The sequence below is a fragment of the Paraburkholderia sp. SIMBA_027 genome (assembly GCF_046535315.1).
Lineage (GTDB): Bacteria > Pseudomonadota > Gammaproteobacteria > Burkholderiales > Burkholderiaceae > Paraburkholderia > Paraburkholderia tropica.
The window spans coordinates 98,924-120,010 of sequence record NZ_JAWRWY010000015.1; the positions used below are offsets into that span (position 1 = coordinate 98,924).

Below are 21,087 nucleotides of genomic sequence, written 5' to 3' on the forward strand. Positions count from 1 at the left end.
TCACTGACTTAAAGCAGCCGTAGCGCGTTACCCGAATCACCCGAATCGTCATGTCCAGGCCGACTTTCCAGACGCTCAGCGTCGCGCCGCCCTCCGCGGGCGCGCATCTTCCCGCGAGCGCGCCGCGCTCGCGCACGCCCTACGTGCTCGGCGCGCTCGCGGCGCTGCTCGCACTCGCCGTGCTCGGCGGCGTGTGCATGGGCGCGTATCCCGTTTCGCCGCAAGCCCTCTGGCACGCGTTTATCAGCGCCGACGTGCCGACGAACGCGCAGACCGATCGCGCCGCGCTCGTGCTGTTCGAACTGCGCTTGCCGCGCGTCGTGCTCGCCTTGCTCGTCGGCGCGGGTTTCGGTGCGACGGGCAGCGCGTTGCAGGCGCTGCTGCGCAACCCGCTGGCCGATCCGGGCCTGATCGGCGTATCGAGCGGCGCGGCGCTCGGCGCGTCGCTGCTGATCGTGTTCGGCGCGGTGCTGATGCCGCATCTCGCCGCGCATCTTGCGCTGCCGCCCGTCATGGCCGAGCTGTTCGGCGCGGATCGCCTCACGGCGTGCGCCGCGTTCGCGGGCGCGCTCGTCGTGACGCTCGCCGTGTACCGGCTCGCCACCTCGAACGGACGCATTGTGCTGCCGATCCTGCTGCTCGCGGGCGTGGCCGCCAACGCGCTCGCGGGCGCGGTGATCGGCACGCTCTCCTATCTCGCGACCGACGCGCAACTGCGTTCGCTGACCTTCTGGAGTCTCGGCAGTCTCGCCGATGCGAAGTGGTCGACGCTCGCGACCATCGCGCCCTTCGTGCTCGCGGGCATGGCGATGATCGCCGCGCACACGCGCTCGCTCAACGCGATGCAACTCGGAGAACTGGAAGCGCATTACCTCGGCGTGCCCGTGCGCCGCGTGAAGCACACGATCCTGCTCGCGAGCGCGCTCGCGGTGGGCGCGCTCGTGTCGACGACGGGGCAGATCGGGTTCATCGGCCTCGTTGCGCCGCATTGCGTGCGCCTCGCATGCGGACCCGATCAGCGCGTGGTGCTGCCGGGCTCGATGCTGCTCGGCGCGCTGCTCACGGTGACCGCCGATCTCGCCGCGCGCACGCTGGTCGCGCCCGCCGAGATTCCGCTCGGCGTGTTGACGGCCTTGCTCGGCGCCCCGTTTTTCATCTTGCTGATCGTGCGCAGCCGCCGTCAGTTCGGCGCGTGAGGGACGCGATGCTTTCGATTCAGAACCTGCATATCGGCTATCGCGGCAAGGGCGGTCAGCCCTTGTTCGAAGATTTTTCGCTGACGGTCGCGCCGGGCGAGTTCGTGGTGGTGCTCGGGCAGAACGGCGTCGGCAAGAGCACCTTGCTCAAGGCGCTCGCGGGCGACTTCACGCTGCACGGTTTCCCCGATTCGCACAGCCGCGCGACGCTCACGCTCAATGGCGAGGACGTGCGCCGCATCGGGCCGCGCCGCCTCGCGCAACTGCGCGCCGTGCTCGCGCAGAGCGTGCCGAACACCTATCCCGTGCCGGTCAGCGACGTGGTGCAGCTCGGCCGTTATCCGCATCTCGACGGCCCGGCGCTGCCGTATTCGCCCGAGGTGCTCGCCTACGACTTGCTCGCGCTCGCGGGCGTCGCGCCGCTCGCGCAGCGCAACGTCACGACGCTGTCGGGCGGCGAATTTGCGCGCGTGCAATTCGCGCGTGCGCTCGCACAGTTGTGGACGCTCGACAGCCACTGGATGCCGCCGCGTTATCTGCTGATGGACGAGCCAACCGCGGCGCTCGATCTCGTGCAGCAGCACCGACTGTTCGCGACGGCGCGCCGTCTCACGCGCGAATGGAATATTGGCGCGCTCGCGATTGCGCATGACTGCAATCTCGCGGCGCGTCATGCCGACCGCCTCGTATTGCTCGCCGATGGACGCGCTATCGCCGACGGCCCGCCGCGCGACGTCATGCGCACCGATCTGCTCGAACGTTGTTACGGTGCGCCGATGCAGGTGTTCGGCACGTTCGACGGCTCGGTGGCGGGGATTTTTCCGGCGTAACGGCGTTATGGGCCGTCTTTCGCGCGGCGATCCCGCCGCTATGCGAAGAAGCGCATGAGTTCCGCGGCGACCGCGACGGGCTGTTCCTCGGGCAGAAAGTGGCCGCATTGCGCGATCATCACGCCTTCCACGGATTCGGCGTACGGGCGCAGCGGCGCGGCCATATCGGCGATCGAACCGTGATCGGCGCTGAGCGCGAGCACGGGCATGCCGAGCTTGCCGCGTGCGCTCAATGCACGGTTCTGCCGCGCCGATTCGGCGGCGGCGCGATAGTAGGCGAGCCCCGCGCGCAAGCCGCCATCTTTCTTGAAGACGCGTTCGTACTCGTCGAGATCGGTGTCGAGGAAGGTTTGCGGATTCGCGGTTTTGCGGCGCAAGAACCAGTCGAGATACGCGCGCTCTTTCCCTTCGATCAGCACTTCGGGCAGGTCTGCCACCGCATGAAATGCGAAATGCCACGTGCGCCACGCACGCTCGGGCGCGAGCGGCAGGGCGTCGGGCAGCGTGATGCCGGGAATGCCCGCATCGAACAGTGTGAGCCGTTTCACTTCGTCGCCGAACAGCGCGGCATACGGATACGCGACCCACGCGCCCACGTCGTGTGCCGCCAGGTCATAGCGCGATACGCCGAGCTTGCCGAGCAACGCGTGCAGCACGGTCGCCAGCGACTGCGTGTCGTAACCGTCGAGCGGGCGATCCGAATCGCCCTGACCGGGCAGATCCGGCGCGATGATGCGATAACGCTCGCCGAGGATCGGCATGACCTTGCGCCACGCGTACCAGCTTTCGGGGAAACCGGCGAGCAGAACCAGCACGTCGCCGTCCGACTTGCCGCCTGTTACGTAGTGAAGACGAATGCCGTCGACAGTCGCGTAACGATGCTCGAAGCCGACGAGCACGGCATCCGGCGATGAAGCGGGACCGGGGTCCACGATGCGCGGCGCGCCGGCGGGCGAGGGTGTAGTCATGATGGCGAGTTTCCCGTTGAGATAATGAAATGAATGGCGATGATCGTCATCGTCTATATTGGAAATAATCGTTTCCTAATTGGCGAAAAAATTTTCAGGTCAGCAGGCGCAGCGCTTCGTCGGCGGCAGAATGCATGTCGTGCGCCGAACGCCCCGATTTGCCGAGCAGACGAAAACCCTGTAAAAGCGCGAGCAGCGTGCGCGCCATGGCCGCGACGTGCAGTTCGCGGCTGATCGAACCGTCTTCCTGCCCTTGTTGCAGGAGACGGCGCAGCATCGCTTCAGTGTGACGAATGGTGGATTCGACGAGCGTGGCCATTTCCTCGTCGAGCGTGGCGAGCGCCGTGGCGCTGGAAATGACGAGGCAGCCGCGCTGTCCTTCGAGGCCATGCGAAGACGCAGCATAGAAGTGCAACACGGCGCGAATCTTTTCGAATCCGCTAGATTGTCGATCCAGCTGTTGACGCAGATCGGCGTTGCGTGTTTGCACGTAGCGTTCGAAGGCCGCGAGAAACACGCCGCGCTTGTCGCCGAAGGCTTTATACAGGCTGCCCGCAGTCAGGCCGGTGGCGTCGCCGAGGTCGCCCACCGAGGTCGCGTGATAGCCGCGCTCGCGAAAAACCCGCACGGCGCCGTCCAGCACGCTGTCCATATCGAATTCGCGCGGGCGGCCGGGGCTGCGCGCCTGGGCTCTGGAAGACGTTTCGGATGTCATGGCGGGAGTATAGGAAATGTTCGTTTCCAAATCAAGCGAAAACCGTGCGCGACATTTGTTGCGACTCGATTCCTTGCGTTTTATGGAATGGTGCTTTCGCGATGGCCCTATTAATTCGCGGCGCGACACCCGCGACAATCGGCGCGATGCACGAGCGCTCGTGCATCTCCAATTACAACGAGTTCCCCGGTGCGCCGCGCGGCGGTGTCATGCGGCGTCCGAACGCAAACAGACCAGCACACGATGAACAAGAAAATCCTGATCGCCTGTCTCGGCGGCCTCAGCGCAGGCGCAGCCCACGCGCAGAGTAGCGTCACGCTCTACGGTCTCGTGGATACTTCGATATCCTACGTAAGCAATCAGCGCACCAATGGCGCGAATTCGCCGGGCAGCGGTGGCGTGCAGATGAATAGCGGCAATCTCAGTGCGTCGCGCTGGGGCCTGCGCGGCGCGGAAGATCTCGGCGGCGGCATGTCGGCGATCTTCATGCTGGAAGGCGGCTTCTCGTCGGTCAACGGCAAGACCAGCAACGGCGGCAAACTGTTCGGCCGTCAATCGTATGTGGGCTTGCGCGCCAATGGTTACGGCACGTTCACGATGGGTCGCCAGTACGACTTCATCCTGACTTTCGTGACGCCGCTGGGCGCGGCGGGTTCGGGCTGGGGCGGCAATCTGGCGATGCACCCGTACGACAACGACGATTCGATCCAGAACATCCGCATCAACAACGCGGTGCGCTACACGAGCGAGACCTATCGCGGTTTCACGGCCGGCGCGATGTACGGCTTCTCGAACACGGCGGGCAGCTTCGGCAATAACGCGGCGTACAGCGCGGGTCTGTCGTATGCGAACGGGCCGTTCAAGGCGGGCGCGGCAATCCTCAAGATCAATCGCGACGGCAACGTGGCGAACGCCGATGGCGCAGTCAGCAGCACCGATGGCTCGGCCACGATCACGGGCGGCGACGAGCTGATCTGGGCGCTGGGCGCGCGCTACGCATTCGGTCCGCACTCGGTGGGCGTGAGCTGGACGCACTCGGCCACCGACGACGTCACGGGCGTGTGGCAAGGCGGCTCGACCACGGCGCTCAAGGGTAACACGCTGATTTTCGATAACTTCTCGATCGACGGCCGCTACGCGGTCACGCCTTCGCTGTACCTGTCGGCGGCTTATACGTACACGCAGGCGCGTTTCGATGCGGGTTCGCGTTCGGCGCGTCCGAAGTGGAATCAGGTGGTGGCGCAGATCGACAAGGTCATCACGCCGCGTACCGATGTCTATCTGGAAGGCGTGTTCCAGAGCGTGAGCGGCGGTCGCGGCAATGCGGCGTTCGATGCGTCGGTCTATACGCTCACGCCGTCGTCGAACAGCAATCAGGTGGTCGTGGCGGCGGGCTTGCGTCACCGCTTCTAAGGTGGGCTTTTAAGTGTGATTCGCGCGGTGCGACACGCCGCGCGAATCCACTCGCTCACATACTCACTCACGCGCGCGCGCCTTCGCTCTCGTCGAGATCGACCTGACGACGCGCCGCGCGCGGCAGACGCATCGTGAACGCGGTGCCGTCCTGCTCGTTCGAGACCACGTTGACGTCGCCGCCATGCGTGCGCGCGATCAGGCGCACGATGTGCAGCCCGAGACCGAGTCCCGAACCCTGATGCCCCGCGCGCGTCGCCGTGCTGAACGCGCAGAACAGCAGCGGCACGACGTCGGCGGGAATCGCGCCGCGATTGTGCACGCTCACGAGCACTTCATGCGGCGACGCGCCGTCCACGCGCACGTGCACCGGCATGCCCGGCTCGCCATGCGTGAGCGCATTGCTGACGAGATTCGACACGGCCTGCGCCACCAGATCCGCATCCCACTGACCGCCGAGATCGCCGTGCGGCGCATAGGCGAGCCGTCCGTTTGCGGCGTGCGGGGAAAACTCTTCGATCACGGCCTGGCAGAGCGCGTCGAGCTGCACGTCGGTGCGCCGTAACGGCAGCCGTCCGCCTTGCAGCCGCGCCAGATTGAGCAGTTGCTCGACCATGCGCGACATGCGCCGTCCGCAATGCTCGATACGCTTGCCCACCGACACGATCTTCTCGTCGCTCGACGCCCGCATCAGATATTCCGCCGAACTCATCACCGCCGACAACGGCGTGCGCAGATCGTGGCTCAGCACAGCCATCAGCATTTCGTTGGCTTCGAGCATCTGGCGCGTGGCCGCGAGCTGATCGGCGAGCTGGCGCTTCTGCAGTTCGATCTGCACGAAGATGCCGACTTTCGACTGCACGATGCGCGGCTCGATCGGCTTGTAGAGAAAGTCCACCGCGCCCGCTTCGTAGCCCTGAAACGTGCGGATCGCGTCCTGCGACGTGGCGGTGAGGAAGATGATCGGCACGTGCGAGGTGCGCGGGCTGCCGCGGATCAGCGAGGCCAGTTCGAAGCCGCTCATGCCCGGCATGTTGACGTCGAGAATCGCCACCGCGACGTCGTGTTCGAGCAGCAGTTCGAGCGCCTCCACACCCGAGCGGGCGACGAGCAGATGCACTTCGGGACGCGCGAGCAGGGCCGCGAGCGCCGTGAGATTGTGCTCGATGTCGTCGACGATCAGAACATTTACGGTAGGCAGGGACATGCGATTCATCCGGGTGAAGCGGGTAACAGCCTCGGCCACGCGGCAAGGCGCGCGCCGAGGGCGGTGGGTGTCAGCGTTTCGTTGACCGCGCCGGCGGCGATGGCCGCCTCCGGCATTTGCGGCGCGTAGGCGGTGTCGGGCGCCTGCGCCCAGGTCGTGCCGCCCGCCGCGCGGATCGCGGCGAGGCCGCGCGCGCCGTCGTCGTTCGCGCCCGAGAGCAGCACGCCGAGCAGCCGCGCGCCGTAGACCGCGGCGGCGGATTCCATCAACACGTCGATCGAGGGGCGTGAAAAACGCACCGGGCCTTCGATCGACAGCGCGACGCTCGCGTCGCTGTCCACGAGCATATGGTAGTCGGGCGGCGCGATATAGACGCGCCCGCCGAGGATCGGTTCGCCCGCGTCGGGCTCGCTCACGGGCAGCGCGCAGCGAACGCCGAGCGCCTGGACCAGAAAGCTCGGCGAGGCGGGCGGCAGATGCAGCACGATCAGCACGGCCGCGCCGAAACGCGCAGGCAGCATCGGCAGCAACTGGCCGAGCACGTCTACGCCGCCCGCCGATGCACCGATGACCACGGCGTCGAATTTCGCATCGGAAGATGCGGGGGGCGATGCGTGGGGCGATGCAGCGCTCGATGCCTGCGCCGTTTGCCCCGAGCGTGCTTTGCCGCCGCGCGTGGCGCGCAGCGCCGCGCTGGCGGCGGCGAGCAGGGCGGATTTAGCGCGTGAGCCTGGCATGGTGGGTGATCCGCTCAACGCTTCTGGTAAATGCGCTCGGCGGCGCGGAATTCCTCGAACGCTTCGTGACGCTTCGAGAAACGCAGATTTTCCTTGCTGCCGAGACCGAGAAAACCACGCCGCACGAGCGCGCGTTCGAACAGGCCGATGGCGCGATCCTGCAACGGGCGATCGAAATAGATCAGCACGTTGCGGCACGACACCAGATGCGCTTCGAGAAACACTTCGTCGGTCGCGAGGCTGTGATCGGCGAACACCACGCGTTCCTTGAGCGCGCTCGACAGACGCGCGCTGCCGTAGGCCGCGTGATAGTAGTCGGAGAGCGTGCGCTTGCCGCCCGCCGCGAGATAGTTCTGGCTGAAGCCTGCGAAGCGGTCCACCGGATAGATCGCGGCTTCGGCGCGTTCGAGCGCTTCGGGGCTGATGTCGGTGGCGTAGAACAGCGTGCGCTCGGCGAGCCCTTCTTCCTCGAACAGAATTTTCAGCGACCACAATTCCTCGCCCGAGCTGCAGCCCGCGACCCAGACCTTGAGCGACGGATAGGTTTGCAGCACCGGCAGCACATGCTGGCGCAGCGCCAGAAAATACTCAGGATCGCGAAACATATCGCTGACCTGGATCGTCATGTAGCCGAACAGGCGCGAGAAGTCGTCGGCGCTGCGCAGCACGCGATCCTGCAACTGGCTCAGCGACGCCACGCCGAAATCCTGGCGCGCCTGTTCGAGCCGGCGCCGCAGCGACGGCAGCGAATAGTGCCGGAAATCGTGCTGATAGCGCAGATAGATCGCTTCGAGCAGCAGGCGCAGTTCGATGTCGAATACGCTGGTCTGCCGGGCGCCGCTGGTCGTGGTGTCGGTCATGGGCTATTTGCGCAACCAGACGCGGCACAGCGACACGAGCTTGTCCACGTCGATGGGTTTGGAAACGTAGTCGTCGGCGCCCGCTTCGAGGCAGCGCATGCGGTCGTCGGCCATCGCCTTCGCGGTGAGCGCGATCACGGGCAGGCGCGCGAGACGCGGATTCGCGCGCAGCGCGCGCATGGCGGCGAGGCCGTCCATCTCGGGCATCATCACGTCCATCAGCACGAGATCGACATCGTCCTTGCCGTCGAGCAGGTCGAGCGCCTCGCGGCCGTTGCGCGCGATCAGCAGCTTCGCGCCGAGCGGTTCGATCACGTGGGAGAGCGCGAAGATGTTGCGCACGTCGTCTTCGGCGAGCAGGATGGTCTTGCCTTCGAAGGTGTCGTCGCGCTGGCGCACGGCGCGCAGCATGCGCTGCTGTTCCGGCGCGAGCGACGACTCCACGCTATGCAGGAACAGCGTCACTTCGTCGAGCAGCCGCTCGGGCGAGCGCGCGCCCTTGATGATGATCGACTTCGAATAGCGGCGCAGGCGCTGCTCGTCGTCGTCGGAGAGCATGCGGCCCGTGTAGACGATCACCGGCAGCGGCGCGACGCCCGCTTCGCCCGCGAGCGTTTCCAGCAGGTCGTAGCCGGTGCCGTCGGGCAGCGTGAGGTCGGTGACGATGCAGTCGAACGCGCCTTGCGCGATCTGCGCGTGCGCGTCGGCAAGTGTGCCCACGGCCACGATCTCCACGCCGTCGCCGACCAGCAGCGCGCGAATGCTTTCGCGCATCGCGTGGTCGTCCTCGATCACCAGCACGCGCTTCACGCGTTGTTCGAGCCGCGACTCCAGCCGGCGAATCGCCGCTTCGAGCGTGCTGCGCGCGGTGGGCTTGAGCGTGTAGCCGATCGCGCCCAGATGCAGCGCCTTGTCGGCGTGGTCGGTGGCCGAGACGATGTGCACGGGAATATGGCGCGTGCCCGGATCGCTCTTGAGCCATTCGAGCACCGAAAGACCCGAGCGGTCGGGCAGGCCCACGTCGAGCAGCACGGCCACGGGCGCCTGATCCTTGACCATCGCGAAGCCGGTGGCCGCGTCGGCGGCGTGCAGGAAATCGAATTGCAGTTCGTGCACGAGGTCGCGCAGGATTTCCGCGAAGGGCAGGTCGTCTTCGATCACGAGGATCGCGCGGCTGCCGTGCGTGCGCTGGTCGCGGTCGTCGTCGATCGGTTGCGCGCCTTCGCCGTGGGACGGCGCCGATGTCGGCGGCGTGGCGGCGCGTGCGTGGACAGGCGCGTGTGCGGGGGCGGTTGTGGTGTAGGTGTCCGCGGTGGTGAGCACGGCGCTGTCGCGGCGCGCCTGCGCGCCCGCTTGCGCCGCCGAGGCGCTCGCGTTGGCCAGCGCCTGCACGGCTTGCGCTTCGCTGTCGACGGCGGCAGTGCTGTCGAGCGGCAGCCACAGCGTGAAGACGCTGCCCACGCCGGGCTCGCTCGCCACGGCGATGCGCCCGCCGAGCAGACGCGCCAGTTCGCGCGAGATCGACAGGCCCAGACCGCTGCCGCCATATTGACGGCTCGTCGAACCATCGGCTTGCTGGAACGCCTCGAAAATCATGTCGAGCTTGTCTTCGGCGATGCCGATGCCGGTGTCGCGCACGTCGATGCGCACGGAGCCCGCATCGACCGGCGACACCGTCAGCGAGACCTCGCCTTGCGACGTGAATTTCAGCGCGTTCGACAGCAGGTTGCGCAGGATTTGCAGCACGCGCTGGCCGTCGGTCGTGAATTGCTCGGCGACGCCGGGCAGACGGTCGATCGAAAGCGCCACGTGCTTTTCGCGCGCGAGCGGCGTGAAGGTTTCGCGCAGCGACGCGAGCAGGCCTTCGAGCGGCACGGTTTCGAGCATGAGCTGAATCTGCCCGGCTTCGACTTTCGACAGATCGAGAATGTCGTTGATGAGCGAGAGCAGGTCGGTATTCGACGCGTGGATCGTGGCCGCGTAACGCACCTGTTCCTCGCTCAGATTGCCGCTGCGATTTTGCTGCAGCAGCTTCGCGAGGATCAGCGAGCTGTTGAGCGGCGTGCGCAATTCGTGCGACATGTTGGCGAGGAATTCCGACTTGTAGCGGCTCGCTTGCGCGAGGCGGTCGGCGTTGCGCTTGAGGTCGCCCTGCGCGCGTTCGAGTTCGCTCTTTTGCGTTTCGAGCCGGCGCGCGTATTCCTCGAGTTGCACGTTGGTCTGTTCGAGTTCGACCTGCTGCGCTTCGAGCCGCGTTTGCGAATCCATCAGCGCGCGGCCGCGTTCTTCGAGCCCTTCGTTCGCGACGCGCAGTTCTTCCTGCTGCACCTGCAATTCGTGATTCAGTTGCTGCGACTGCGAATACGACTCCTGCAGGCGCTCGCGCGACACCGCGCCTTCCACGAGGTCGCCCATCGTGCTGCTCACGCGCGAGAGAAACTCGTTGTCGCGCGGCAGCAGCGCGCGCATGAAGCCGAGTTCGACCACGCCGTTGATGCGGCCCGAGGCGTCGATCGGCGCGATCAGCAGCGAGGCGGGCGTGGTCGAGCCGAGTCCCGATTCGACCTTCAGATAACCGGCCGGCGCTTCTTTCAGTTCGATCACGCGGCGCGAGGCGGCGGCCTGGCCGACGAGCGTCTGCCCGTCCTGCAGCAGCGGCACGTTGTACGCGCTTTCGTCGCCGAAACCGAAGGTGGCCACGCGGCGCAGCGCGCCTTCGCGGGTGTCGCGCACATAGAGCGTCGCGACGCTCGCGCTCAGATAACCGGCGAGGCAATCGAGCATCGCGCCGCCCACTTCGGCGAGCGCTTCCTTGCCCATGCCGCTCTCGGCCAGCAGACGCTGGCCAGAACGCAGCCAGACCTGTTCCGCGAGCGCCTGGGACTGCTCGGCCTGACCGCGCAGGGCGTCGTCGTAAGTCGAGGACAGCGAGGTCATTTCGCGTCGCCCGAGCCAGGCGAGCAGGCCGTTGACGAGCAGCGTGAGCGCCAGAAAGACGGCGACCGTCACGACGGTTAGCTGGCGCGCCGCCGCGGTGCGCTCCTGGCGCAGACGCAGTTCCTCGGTGAGGAAGTCGCTGAATTCGCGGCGGATGGCGTCGGCGCTGGCGTTGCCGCGTTCGTTTTCGACCGTGGCGAGCACGCTGTCGTGGTTGCGGCGCAGACGGATGGCGTCGGCCGTGGACGCGTCCCATTGCGCGGCGATGGCGCGCACGCGGGCGAGCCGCTCGATTTGCGGCGGGTTGTCGATGACGAGCCCGTTCAGCGTCTGCAACTGCGCGGCGAAACGCGGCTTGCCGACCTCGTAGGTCGACAGCGAGGGTTCGTCGCCATTGAGCAGAAAGCCGCGCACGCTCGACTCGCGGTCGGCCTGAATGCGCAGCAGTTCGTAGGCGTCGCCGATCACGCGTTCCGAGTGCTCGGCCCAACTCATCGTCGAAACGAGGTAGACGATCAGCGCCACGAAGGCGACGGCGGTCGCCAGCCCCGCCAATAGTGGCAGCGCGACGTTTCTTTGAATGATGCGTCTGAAGCGCAGCGGGTCGATCGCGTTCACGGCTTGCATTTTTTTCCGATTTTTATGGGCGAAGGCACGGTCGTCGGGTATATCGACCGGCTTTTATGGCGAATTCCGCGCGTGGGAACCCCGCCCCATCGTGGATAAAGAGAAAGTCAAATCGATACAAACGCAATCATACAAAAAGGATGCGGATTGCGTGAATGTCTCGGGAATCCCGAGCGCATGCGGCTCGCGCGGGAGAGCAATCCGCATGCCCGGCGGTGTCCGGCCGGGGCGGCACGGGTTTTCGCCCGGCGGGACGGATCTGCCAGAGCCGCGTTGTAAAAAATATATTTCATTCTGGCCCTTTCGTAATGCGCGGTGGTGCCGATAACCAGGTGGGGCGGCGTATCGCCAGTCGCCCCGACGACGCACACAACAATTCCAGCAAGCACCCCAGCAAGACGAAGAAAGCGTGGCAACCAGAATGATCGAAGGGGCGGGCGAGCGGGCCGCCATCCAGAAGCAAGCCAATACGGACAATCCGGCGGGCCGGCCGGGCAACACCAGAGCGGCGCGCGTGCTCGCGCTGCTGCGCGCCAACAAGCCGCGCGTGATCGTGCTGATGGTGGTGGCCGGTTGCGTCCTGGGGTTCGCGACATGGCTCGACGCGCAATTGCGGCCCGCCGTGGTCGCGCGCGAGCGCCGCGAGATGGATGCCGAAGAACGGCTCGAAGCCACGATGCCCTGCCACGCCGGGCAAAGCCATACCGAATGGTGCGGTGCGATCGCGCTGCCCGTGCGCGCGCCCGCGCTGCCCCTGGTCGATACCCGGCGCGCGCCGCTCGGCTATTGCACGGCGGGCCCGGCGCCTTCGTGCTGAAGTGCCCGGAAGCGCCGCGACATCCGCCACTATGTCTTCGCTTCGTCCATCAGCTTTTGCGCCGCGGGACCCGGGCGGCGGCGTGCTGTCCGGCATCCGCATTTCACCTGCTCAAGTTTCAAATGCGGCTTGCCGTTATCCGGTGTGGCTGTAATGAAAGGAAAGTATTTGAATCGATGAAGCGTCGAGGGCGGCGACCGAATAGATCGCCCTTTCGAAAGTGACTGGCCAGCCTCACAGGCAATTCGTGAATAACGATGGAAGCGCTAATGTACGAGGGCCGCAAGGCCGGAGATCGCGCGTTGCGATATCTGCGTGCATTGCGCGCGCAATCTTTCTTGTTCATCCATCTACGTCTTTCACGGATTTTCTATGCTTATCAAGAATGTCGCTGTGAGCCTTCCGTCACGGGTCGTTTCAAATGAAGAAGTCGTCGATCTGATTCGCTTTCACTCCTCGGGATTCGAAGGCGATGTCGACAGAACGCTGCGGACCATCAAGACGCTGCTCGACCGCAGCGGGCTGGTGAACCGGCGCTGGTGCGGCAAGCACGAGTCGCCGATCGATCATGTGGCGATGGCCACGCGCAAAGCGCTCTCGGAATCGTATCTGCGGCCCGAGCAGATCGAGCTGTTTATTTTCGTCGGCATTGGCCGCGGTTTTCTGGAGCCGGGCAACAGCCACATGATGGCGAGCGCGCTGGGCTTCGTGAATGCGGAATGCTTCGACGTGGTGGATGCCTGCATGAGCTGGACGCGCGCCATGTCGATTGCGGACAGCCTGTTCAAGGCGGGCCAGTATCGCAATGCGATGATCGTCAACGCCGAATTCAACATGCTCGACGGCGGCCCGCTCTATCCCGCCAACTTCGAACTGAAGAACCACGCGCAGGTCGAATATACATTACCATCGTTCACGATAGGCGAAGCCGCCACCGCAACCCTCGTCGTGGCGAAAGAGCCTGATAATTTCCGTTTTGAATTTCGCGGCAAGCCCGAGGTTTCCGACTTGTGCACGATCCCCATTCCCGGCTACGAAGGGTTTTGTCACCCGTCCGAACGGATCGGCAAGAACGGCGACATGCGTTTTACATCGTACGGTCACGATCTGCACAAGAACTCGGACGAACTGATCGACGTGTTCGCGACACTGGCGGTGCCTCGCAAGGACATCGACATCGTGTTTACGCATGCCTCGTCGAAGGCGGCGTGGCACGGTTACGGCGTGAAGGCCGGCATCGACGACAAGATGTATCACGTCTATCCCGACACGGGTAATCTGGTATCCGCTTCCATTCCCGCGGCGATCTCGCTGGCGAAGGAAAGCGGCGCGCTCAAGCGCGGCGACCGCGCGCTCTGCTGGGTGGGCAGCGCGGGCATGTCATTCAATGTCAGCAGCTTCATCTTCTGAGACTGACTGAGCGCATATCGAGAACAATATGAGAGCCATTGCAGGAGGCATCCGCGTGTTGAAGCAGCGGGTGATTGACGCCTACCACGTGTCCGATTACAGCGTGCTGGCCGTTGGCGTGATTGGTGCGCTCGGTCATCCGTTGTACTGGTTCTGGTGGACGTTCGTCGACCCGCAGCCCAACGAGAATCTGCCGATGCGCGTGGTGGGTTCGATCGCGTGCGTGCTGCTGTTGCTGCGCCGCTTCTGGCCCGCCGGCGCCGCGCGTTTCCTGCCGTGGTATTACTTTGCGACGGTAGCCTACACGCTACCGTTTTTCTTCACCTGGTATCTGCTCAGCGGCCATTATTCGATGCTGTGGTCCATGGCCGAAGTGGGCATGGTGTTTTTCCTGATCGCGATTTTTCCGTCGTTCGTCGCGCTGGCGGCGAATCTGGTCATTGGCGTCGGCGTGGCCATTCTGTGCGCGTGGATCGTCGATCCGCGCCTGCTCGCGGTCGATTCGCACATGCTGCTGTTCGTGTATCTGCCGGTGTTCGCGTTCGGTATTTGCGCGGGTGTCACGTTCAGCCACAGCAACATGAAGGGCATCACCGCGCAGGCGAAAAACGAGGCGCTGCGCGCGCTCGCGGGCACCATCGCGCACGAGATGCGCAATCCGCTGAGCCAGTTGCGCTACGTGCTCGACCGCATGGAAGAAGCGCTGCCCACGATGACCGAAACGCGGCCGTCCGCCGTGTCGTCGTCGAGCGGCGTGGGCTCGCTTTCGCAGCATCTCGAACATGGCCAGCTCGCGATCGATCGCGGTCTGCGCATCATCGCCATGACCCTCGACGAAGTGAGCGCCAAGCCCGTGCGTTCCGACAATCTCACCTACGCGAGCGCGGCGGCCGCCACGCGCAAGGCGCTCGACGAATATGGTTTCAGCGACCGCAAGGAGCGCAGCAAAGTGCGGCTCGTGGTGCTGGAGGACTTCACGTTCAAGGTCGATGAAACGGTTTACCTGTTCACGCTGTTCAACCTGATCCGCAACGCGTTGCATCACATGGCGGCGAATCCGTCGGCCACGCTGACGCTGACCGTCGAACGGCAAAAGGTCATCGTGCACGACACGGGGCCGGGCATCGCGCCCGAGATCATGTCGCATCTGTTCGTGCCGTTCCGCACGCACGGCAACCTGGCCGGCACGGGCCTCGGCCTCGCGTATTGTCAGCGCGCCATGCGCTCGTTCGGCGGCAGCATCGGCTGCCGTTCGGAAGTCGGCAAGTTCACGCAGTTCACGCTGGAATTCCCGGTGGTGTCGGAGGCCGAAGTCGCGACGCATCGTCAGCAGGTGCTCGCGCGCGCCACGCAGTTCTTCGCGCACAAGCACATCCTGCTCGTCGACGACGACGCGGGCCAGCGCGCGCGCGTGAGTCAGGCGCTGTCCGGCGTGAGCGCGCAGGTGAGCGAGGCGGAGAGCGGCGTAAAGGCGCTCGCGCTGCTGCAGGACGCCGCGCCGTTCGACCTGATCCTCATGGACATCAACATGCCGGGCCTCGACGGCTATACCACCACCGAGCGCATTCGCGCCGACCGCGCGCATGCGAACTGGAATGCGCTGATCGTGGGCTATACGTCGGAGCCGCATAGCGTCGCGCGGGTGCTGGCGCAGGGCGCGGGCATGGACGAGACGATCGGTAAATCCATCAGCATGGTCGAGCTGATCAGCGCGCTGCAAACGCTGATGGAGAACGTCGATCGCAGCCGCCGCAACCGGCGCTTCGACGGCTTCGCGGGCAAGACGATTCTCGTCGCCGACGACGACACCTATAGCCGCATGGTCGCGAAGAGTTATCTCGAACGCTGCGGCGCGAGCGTGCTCGAAGCGGAGAACGGGCTGGGCGTGCTGGAGCGGCTCAACCAGGGCCTCGCGATCGACGCGCTGGTGATCGACATGAACATGCCGGGCATGGGCGGCGTGGAAACGGCGGCGACCATCCGCGCGCGCAACGACGCGTACGCGAAGGCGCCCATCGTGGCGTTGACGGGCCAGTCCGATATGGAAGCGTTGCGCGCGTGTCTCGACGCGGGCATGAACGAAGTGATGATCAAGCCGGTGCGCGTGGGCGCGCTCTATGCGTGTCTCGCGCGGCAGTTCGCGCAGACGCCCGCCGCGAGTGCGCACGAACACGCGGAAACGCCGCGCACGCCGGTTGCGCGTGCGCGTCTTGCGTCGAGCAGCGCGGTGGGCCATGCAGCGAGCCGTGCAGCGGATAACGCATCCGGCCGCGCATCGACCCCGGCCACGTCGCCGTCCGTTGCGATCGATACCGAACTGCTCGACGAGGCGCATCTGGAAGAACTGGCGTCGCTCGACATGCTCGATCAGACCTTCCTCAAAGGCATCGCGCAGATCCGCACCTTGATCGGTCAACTGGCCGACAGCGCGCAGGCCGGCGATGTGAAGGCGGCGCATTTCACGCTGCATCTGCTGCTGGGCATCAGCGGGAACATCGGCGCGAAGGCGCTGCACGTGTACGTGCGGCAGATTTATCCGCGTGTGCTCGACGGACAGTGGCCCACGGAAGCCGACTGGCTCGCGCAGGTCACGACACTCTGCAACCGGTCGGCGGATGCGTTGCAGCGCTATTTCGTGGCGTCGGCGTCGGCGAACGGGTATCGCGATGCGTTGAACGACGAGTGACGCTTCGGCCGCGCGAATACAGAGAACGGCGATCGCGACGCGGCAATCAGTGGATTTCGCTGGGCTTGTGCGGGTTGCCGAAACCCATCGTGACGGTGGTGCCCTCGCCCCAGTCGGAGTCGATGCGCAGGCTGCCGCCGAACGAACGCATGATGCGATTGCAGAAGATCATGCCCATGCCGTGACCGCCGTCTTCGGCGTGCGTGGTGACGGGGTCCTGCAGCAGACGCGCCTTGACGTCGGGCGCGATGCCCGTGCCGTTGTCGCGCACGCGAATCTCATGCTCGCTGTTCCTGAGCACTTCGATATGCAGCGCGGGCTCGGTGGCGTTCGTGAGCGCGCGCAACGCGTTCGACAGCAGCGAGGAAAGTACGAGCGCGACGCAATTGGGCATCGCGCGCACGACGAAGTCCTGCTGCACGTCCACGGTGATCCAGTCGCGCTGGGCGGCGGCGAACGGATAGGTGTCGAGCAGCGTGGCGATCAGGCGCGTGGCGCTCACTTCGCGCGTGCCGTCGCGCGAGAGCGAGGGCGATCCGCTGTTCTTGTGCAGCGTGGCCCAGAACGACGAGATCAGCGAGAGGCAATACTGCGTGTTGTTGAGCATCGACGATGCCGCGCTCGCGATGCGGGTTTGCGAGTCGGGGTCGAATTCGCCCGACACATCGTTTTCGATGGTGCGCGCGAACAGCGCGATGGTCGCCAGCGGCGTGTTCAGTTCATGCGCGAGAAACGCCAGTGTTTCATCCATTGCCAGCAGCCGCTGCTGACGCGTTTCGCGTTCGGTATAACGCGCCACCGCCTGTTGCAGCACGTCGCGCACCGCCTCCATGCGCAGCGGCTTTTCGAGGATACGGAACACATTGCCCGTGTTGACCGTGTTCAGCAGCATGTCCTTGTCGGCATACGCCGTCACCAGAATGCGCACGATCTGCGGATATTTCTGCGCGACTTCCTCCAGCAACTGGTCGCCGTCGCGCTCGGGCATGCGGAAGTCGGTCACCAGCACCGCGATCTCCGCGCCATGCTGCGCGAGCACGCTCATGGCTTCCTCCGCGCCGCGCGCGACGTGTACCGGATAGAGGCCATGCATGGCGCGCGCGAAGTGCACGCGCGAAATCTCGTCGTCGTCGACGAAGAGAATGGAGAAGGTGGAGTGGAGGGCGGCGCTGGTCATCGCATTCCCGGCAAATGAATCGGGCGTTGATTCTTGTGGAAATGCGATTGTAGTCGAGCCGGGTGACCCGACGCAGCGCCTTTCATTCGTCTTATGCGTAACGGGTCGCAATTCGAGCCGCGACTCAAAACGTGACGCGACTTGCGCCGGATCCTCGCGTCAGATGAAAAGCGAGACGATGCCGCCGACCGTAATGGCCGCCGCGATCCATCGGCCGGTGCTGTAAGCCTGGTTCGGATCGGGCGCCTGGTCCGGGCGTTCGAGGCCGAACGCGCCGTAGACGAGCGATTTGACGGGCTGCGCGTTCGGCGCAGTGTCGCCGCTGCCGTCCGTGGAGCCGTCGGTTTGTGCGCCGTCCGTGCTGTCGATGCCGGTCTCCGAGCCGTCGGCGCCGTCCGCGCTGGCGTCCGCCGTGGCGCTGTCGCCGCTGTCGTCCACGTTGATGTCGTTGCCGTCGTCCGCGATGCTGTCGTCGTTGGCCGCCGCGGCATAGCCGCGCGGCGAGATCCGCACGGCGTCGTCCTGCGACGTGACCGCATCGTCCGTGCTGCCGGTCGACGCGGAGACCTTCACGTCGGGCGTCGCCTGCGCGGCTTGAGCCGCTTGCGCGGCCGCCGCGTCATCCGCGCCGTCGTTGAACCTCTGCGTCGTGGCGCCCCCGCCGGAAAACGACGTCGTACCCCCGAGTTGCATGGTCGGTTCCTTCTATTTTTTTACACGGCAACCATAATCCCACGTTGTCCGCCTGGTGCGGTCCACGAATAACGCGAAGAAATTCGCGGTATTCCGAGACCCCTTGTCCAGCTTGGCCTGTCACAATGTCGTTTGCATGAAACAGCACTCCTTGAGGCGAATGTGGACGAAGCCCTCGCGCAGCGGAACAACGGCAACCCCGACGGGGAGCCCCGTGTGACGCGGCCTTCGCGGCGCATGGTGTTCGAGGCGCTGTACCGCGCGCATTACGTGCGTGCCCATGCACAACAGCCCGACGCGCTCGAACGCGCCCCCAACGACGAATATGCCCAGAGCGGCGCGCAGATTGCCTGGGAAATCTGGCAGGCGGCGCACGAGCATGCGATCGAAGTGGCCGCGCAGTTGTGCGAGAGCCGCCAGGCGCAGCACATTAGTCAGGATGGCAAAGCAGTGTGCCGGCTGTGCGCGAGCGATATTCGCGCGTTGCTGGCGGCGACGGAAAAAGAAGATCTGTAAAGCGGCAAAACGCGCCGGGGGCGCGCTTTTGCGTGGTCCGTTTCGCGAATGCGGCCGGCAGTGCCGGGGCCAAACGCTAGACGGGAATCGACCTGGGCAGGAAGGGGTGGCTGGTCGGCTTGCCCGCTGCGTTGCCCGACGATCCCGCCGCCGCGTTGCGCTTCGGATCGACCGCGCGTTTCACTTCGGCGAGCGTATCGCGCATCGCTTCGGAAATCTCGCTCAGCGGTGACGTGCCCCTGCGTTTGCTCGACGAAGTCGGCGTATCCGGCGTATCGCTCGAATCGGCCGTATCTGCCGCGCCTTGCGCGAGTTCGCGGCTGGCGAGCATTGCGCGCGTGACGCCGGCGCGCGAAGGCGGCGCGCAGATGCAGCAGGTTGCCGGTTTCATCGCATCGCGCGCGTGGCGCACGAAGCGGCCCGAGCAGACCGTGCAGCGCGTGAGCGCGAGCAGACCGCCCTCGAAGAAGCGCAGCAGCGTCCACGCGCGCGTGAAGCTCAGCACGCGTTCGGTTTCAGCGCATTCGCAGTGCTCGATATAGAGGCGGTACGCGCGTGTGAGCGCATCGAGCCGGCTGCATTTCGCTTCGTCTTTCAGGAACAGGAAGATGTTGTAAAAAAGCGAAGCGTGAATATTCGGTAACCACGTGAAATACCAGTCGGCCGAAAACGGAAGCATGCCTTTGGGCGGCGAAGCGCTCTTGAGTTCGCGATAAAGGCGAATCAGACGATTTCTCGAGAGCGTCAGTTCCTTTTCGAGCACCGGCATGCGAGCACCAAGCTGGATCAGCTCGATTGCGCGCAAAACCTCGCGCGCTTCCTCGGTCACACTGCCTTTGTACATGACTTAGAACTCCTGGGCAGTGACTACTGCCGCGACAATCAGGCCTAAATGCCTGAATTCACGGGCGATTATAGGAGCGCGCAAACGAGCGTCAAGAATAATATTTAGAAAGAATTTACAGGATTTAATAAGGAATTACGGGCCGTGACGGGCATTTTCCGGCGAAACCGCCACAGGAATGGGCGCCGCTTCTTATTTTGCTTTCACGATTATAGGGATTGGTAAGTTCTGGAAAGAATCGGGTGAAAAGAACAGATCGACCCCCGTTTTTTATGGCGATTTATGACGCCGCCGCATGCGTGCGACGGCGCATTTATAGTCGCTGCGGTTTCCTACGAATTATTACCGAGTCTTGCGTCGTAACCTTTTCGGGGTCATCTGCCGGTAAACTTCGTTTTTCCGAATGCATGCGACGCCCCGCCGTTGCAGAGGCTGGCCCCGCCCACGCGCGCGAGCCTCATACCTTAGCTGCTAACCGATGATTCTTCGTTTCTCCGCCAGTTCTTCTTCGCGCAAGGAAGCGCGCAAGGGCGTGCCCGCGCCCTTGTCCGGCGACTTCGCGTGCCGGCGCGGGGCCGGGCCTGCCAGTCCGCCGCGCCGCCGGCTGCTCAAGGGCACGATGAGCGTGCTGGCGCTGAGCGGTTGCGGCACCACGCTGCTGAGCGCGTGCGGCGGCGATTACACCGGCGGAGACGGGCCGCAGGACGCGCCCACGCCGGTAATGAATTCGGTGGCGAACTTCCGCGACGTGGGCGGCGCGGCGCCAGGCTACTCGACGAGCGACGGCGCGCATTTTCGCCGCGCCATCCTCTATCGCTCCGACGTGCTGACCGCGAATACGGCCGACACGGCCACGCTCGAAGGCATCGGGCTAGCGGGCATCTACGATCTGCGCACGCCGGTGGAAGCCGACGCTTTGCCGGATACGCCGCTGAGCACCGCGAGCTACGTTTCGCTGAACGTGCTCGGCACGCATGCGCCGCCGTCGTTCGCCGGGATGTCGGGTCCGGAACTCGATTCGGCCATGCAGGCGCACTGGCGCGAATTCGTCATGGGTCACACGCAATGCATGGCGTACGGCGCGCTGCTCGAGCAGATCGCGCAGGCCGGCGGGCCGGTCGTCGTGGTGGGCGGAAAGGGCGTGGACGTGGCGGGTTGGGCGGGCGCGCTGCTGCTGCTGATCGCGAACGTGCCGCTGGAAATCGTCGTGAAGGATTTTCTGCTGACGAACGCGTGGCGCTCGACGGGCGTCGACGAGGACAATCTCGCACCGCCCGTGCAGGCCAGCTATCTGCAAAGCGCGTTCGATGCGCTGCAAAAAGGGTTCGGCGATCTGAACCGCTATCTCAACGCCGGTCTCGGGCTGTCTTCGACGACGGTGGATCTGCTGCGCGGCCGCCTCGTGGTGTAAGCGGCGCGCTTCGCCAGACATAAAAAGAAACGGGCGCCCGCGA

General features: G+C 65.0%; 16 protein-coding genes and 1 pseudogene. 8 read left to right on the plus strand and 9 right to left on the minus strand.

Annotated elements, in window-relative coordinates; all coding sequences use genetic code 11:
- Positions 1-50 precede the first annotated feature (50 nt).
- Complete coding sequence (locus SB764_RS26970) at positions 51-1,196, plus strand: FecCD family ABC transporter permease (RefSeq protein ID WP_065060921.1); 1,146 nt, start codon at positions 51-53, stop codon at positions 1,194-1,196.
- An 8-nt stretch (positions 1,197-1,204) separates the two neighbouring features.
- A complete protein-coding gene (locus SB764_RS26975) occupies positions 1,205-2,026 on the plus strand; it encodes an ATP-binding cassette domain-containing protein (RefSeq protein ID WP_410865624.1) in 822 nt (273 codons plus the stop codon).
- Positions 2,027-2,064: 38 nt separating this feature from the next.
- On the opposite strand, the gene SB764_RS26980 is transcribed toward SB764_RS26975, so the two are convergent.
- The gene (locus SB764_RS26980; RefSeq protein ID WP_410865626.1) at positions 2,065-2,994 is read right to left on the minus strand and encodes an alpha/beta fold hydrolase; all 930 of its coding nucleotides are present in this window, start codon (positions 2,992-2,994) and stop codon (positions 2,065-2,067) included.
- 94 nt (positions 2,995-3,088) lie between these two features.
- A complete protein-coding gene (locus SB764_RS26985; protein ID WP_311732597.1) occupies positions 3,089-3,838 on the minus strand; it encodes a TetR/AcrR family transcriptional regulator in 750 nt (249 codons plus the stop codon).
- A gap of 114 nt (positions 3,839-3,952) precedes the next feature.
- Here SB764_RS26985 and SB764_RS26990 point away from each other — a divergent pair, with 114 nt between their 5' ends.
- The gene (locus tag SB764_RS26990; protein WP_065060917.1) at positions 3,953-5,122 is read left to right on the plus strand and encodes a porin; all 1,170 of its coding nucleotides are present in this window, start codon (positions 3,953-3,955) and stop codon (positions 5,120-5,122) included.
- Between the two features lie 67 nt (positions 5,123-5,189).
- On the opposite strand, the gene SB764_RS26995 is transcribed toward SB764_RS26990, so the two are convergent.
- Genes SB764_RS26995 through SB764_RS27010 form a run of 4 tightly spaced genes read right to left on the minus strand, consistent with a single transcriptional unit; the run spans position 5,190 to position 11,490 of the window.
- The gene (locus SB764_RS26995; RefSeq protein WP_065061034.1) at positions 5,190-6,329 is read right to left on the minus strand and encodes a hybrid sensor histidine kinase/response regulator; all 1,140 of its coding nucleotides are present in this window, start codon (positions 6,327-6,329) and stop codon (positions 5,190-5,192) included.
- Between the two features lie 5 nt (positions 6,330-6,334).
- Positions 6,335-7,066, minus strand: a complete 732-nt coding sequence (locus SB764_RS27000) for a chemotaxis protein CheB (protein ID WP_410865628.1) — start codon at positions 7,064-7,066, stop codon at positions 6,335-6,337.
- 14 nt (positions 7,067-7,080) lie between these two features.
- Complete coding sequence (locus SB764_RS27005; protein WP_065060916.1) at positions 7,081-7,926, minus strand: CheR family methyltransferase; 846 nt, start codon at positions 7,924-7,926, stop codon at positions 7,081-7,083.
- Positions 7,927-7,929: 3 nt separating this feature from the next.
- Positions 7,930-11,490, minus strand: coding sequence for a response regulator (locus tag SB764_RS27010; protein WP_410865630.1), 3,561 nt, complete (start codon positions 11,488-11,490; stop codon positions 7,930-7,932).
- Positions 11,491-11,899: 409 nt separating this feature from the next.
- Between SB764_RS27010 and SB764_RS27015 the strand changes: the two genes are divergently transcribed.
- From SB764_RS27015 to SB764_RS27025, 3 genes are all read left to right on the plus strand, one after another.
- Positions 11,900-12,307, plus strand: a complete 408-nt coding sequence (locus SB764_RS27015; RefSeq protein WP_124263105.1) for a hypothetical protein — start codon at positions 11,900-11,902, stop codon at positions 12,305-12,307.
- A gap of 393 nt (positions 12,308-12,700) precedes the next feature.
- A complete protein-coding gene (locus tag SB764_RS27020) occupies positions 12,701-13,717 on the plus strand; it encodes a 3-oxoacyl-ACP synthase III family protein (protein WP_410865632.1) in 1,017 nt (338 codons plus the stop codon).
- A 28-nt stretch (positions 13,718-13,745) separates the two neighbouring features.
- On the plus strand, positions 13,746-16,403 hold the full coding sequence (locus tag SB764_RS27025; RefSeq protein ID WP_410865634.1) for a response regulator: 2,658 nt from the start codon (positions 13,746-13,748) through the stop codon (positions 16,401-16,403).
- A gap of 46 nt (positions 16,404-16,449) precedes the next feature.
- Here the strand turns inward: SB764_RS27025 and SB764_RS27030 are convergent, their stop codons facing one another.
- On the minus strand, positions 16,450-17,580 hold the full coding sequence (locus SB764_RS27030) for a hybrid sensor histidine kinase/response regulator (protein WP_110327212.1): 1,131 nt from the start codon (positions 17,578-17,580) through the stop codon (positions 16,450-16,452).
- A gap of 159 nt (positions 17,581-17,739) precedes the next feature.
- Positions 17,740-18,273 (minus strand): hypothetical protein, encoded by a 534-nt coding sequence (locus SB764_RS27035; RefSeq protein ID WP_410865636.1) that lies wholly within the window; start codon positions 18,271-18,273, stop codon positions 17,740-17,742.
- Positions 18,274-18,435: 162 nt separating this feature from the next.
- Between SB764_RS27035 and SB764_RS27040 the strand changes: the two genes are divergently transcribed.
- The gene (locus tag SB764_RS27040; RefSeq protein WP_124263106.1) at positions 18,436-18,789 is read left to right on the plus strand and encodes a hypothetical protein; all 354 of its coding nucleotides are present in this window, start codon (positions 18,436-18,438) and stop codon (positions 18,787-18,789) included.
- Positions 18,790-19,066: 277 nt separating this feature from the next.
- On the opposite strand, the pseudogene flhC reads toward SB764_RS27040, so the two are convergent.
- A pseudogene (gene flhC, locus SB764_RS27045) lies at positions 19,067-19,633 on the minus strand (flagellar transcriptional regulator FlhC); the annotation flags it as partial.
- 478 nt (positions 19,634-20,111) lie between these two features.
- On the opposite strand from flhC, the gene SB764_RS27050 reads away from it, so the two are divergent.
- Positions 20,112-21,044 (plus strand): tyrosine-protein phosphatase, encoded by a 933-nt coding sequence (locus tag SB764_RS27050; protein ID WP_080180785.1) that lies wholly within the window; start codon positions 20,112-20,114, stop codon positions 21,042-21,044.
- The last annotated feature ends 43 nt before the right edge of the window (positions 21,045-21,087 follow it).

Coding starts and splice junctions, on each gene's coding strand:
- SB764_RS26970 (WP_065060921.1), top strand. CDS start 51: ATGTCCAGGCCGACTTTCCAGACGCTCAGCGTCGCGCCGCCCTCCGCG.
- SB764_RS26975 (WP_410865624.1), top strand. CDS start 1,205: ATGCTTTCGATTCAGAACCTGCATATCGGCTATCGCGGCAAGGGCGGT.
- SB764_RS26980 (WP_410865626.1), bottom strand. CDS start 2,994: ATGACTACACCCTCGCCCGCCGGCGCGCCGCGCATCGTGGACCCCGGT.
- SB764_RS26990 (WP_065060917.1), top strand. CDS start 3,953: ATGAACAAGAAAATCCTGATCGCCTGTCTCGGCGGCCTCAGCGCAGGC.
- SB764_RS26995 (WP_065061034.1), bottom strand. CDS start 6,329: ATGTCCCTGCCTACCGTAAATGTTCTGATCGTCGACGACATCGAGCAC.
- SB764_RS27000 (WP_410865628.1), bottom strand. CDS start 7,066: ATGCCAGGCTCACGCGCTAAATCCGCCCTGCTCGCCGCCGCCAGCGCG.
- SB764_RS27005 (WP_065060916.1), bottom strand. CDS start 7,926: ATGACCGACACCACGACCAGCGGCGCCCGGCAGACCAGCGTATTCGAC.
- SB764_RS27010 (WP_410865630.1), bottom strand. CDS start 11,490: ATGCAAGCCGTGAACGCGATCGACCCGCTGCGCTTCAGACGCATCATT.
- SB764_RS27025 (WP_410865634.1), top strand. CDS start 13,746: ATGAGAGCCATTGCAGGAGGCATCCGCGTGTTGAAGCAGCGGGTGATT.
- SB764_RS27030 (WP_110327212.1), bottom strand. CDS start 17,580: ATGACCAGCGCCGCCCTCCACTCCACCTTCTCCATTCTCTTCGTCGAC.
- SB764_RS27035 (WP_410865636.1), bottom strand. CDS start 18,273: ATGCAACTCGGGGGTACGACGTCGTTTTCCGGCGGGGGCGCCACGACG.
- SB764_RS27050 (WP_080180785.1), top strand. CDS start 20,112: ATGATTCTTCGTTTCTCCGCCAGTTCTTCTTCGCGCAAGGAAGCGCGC.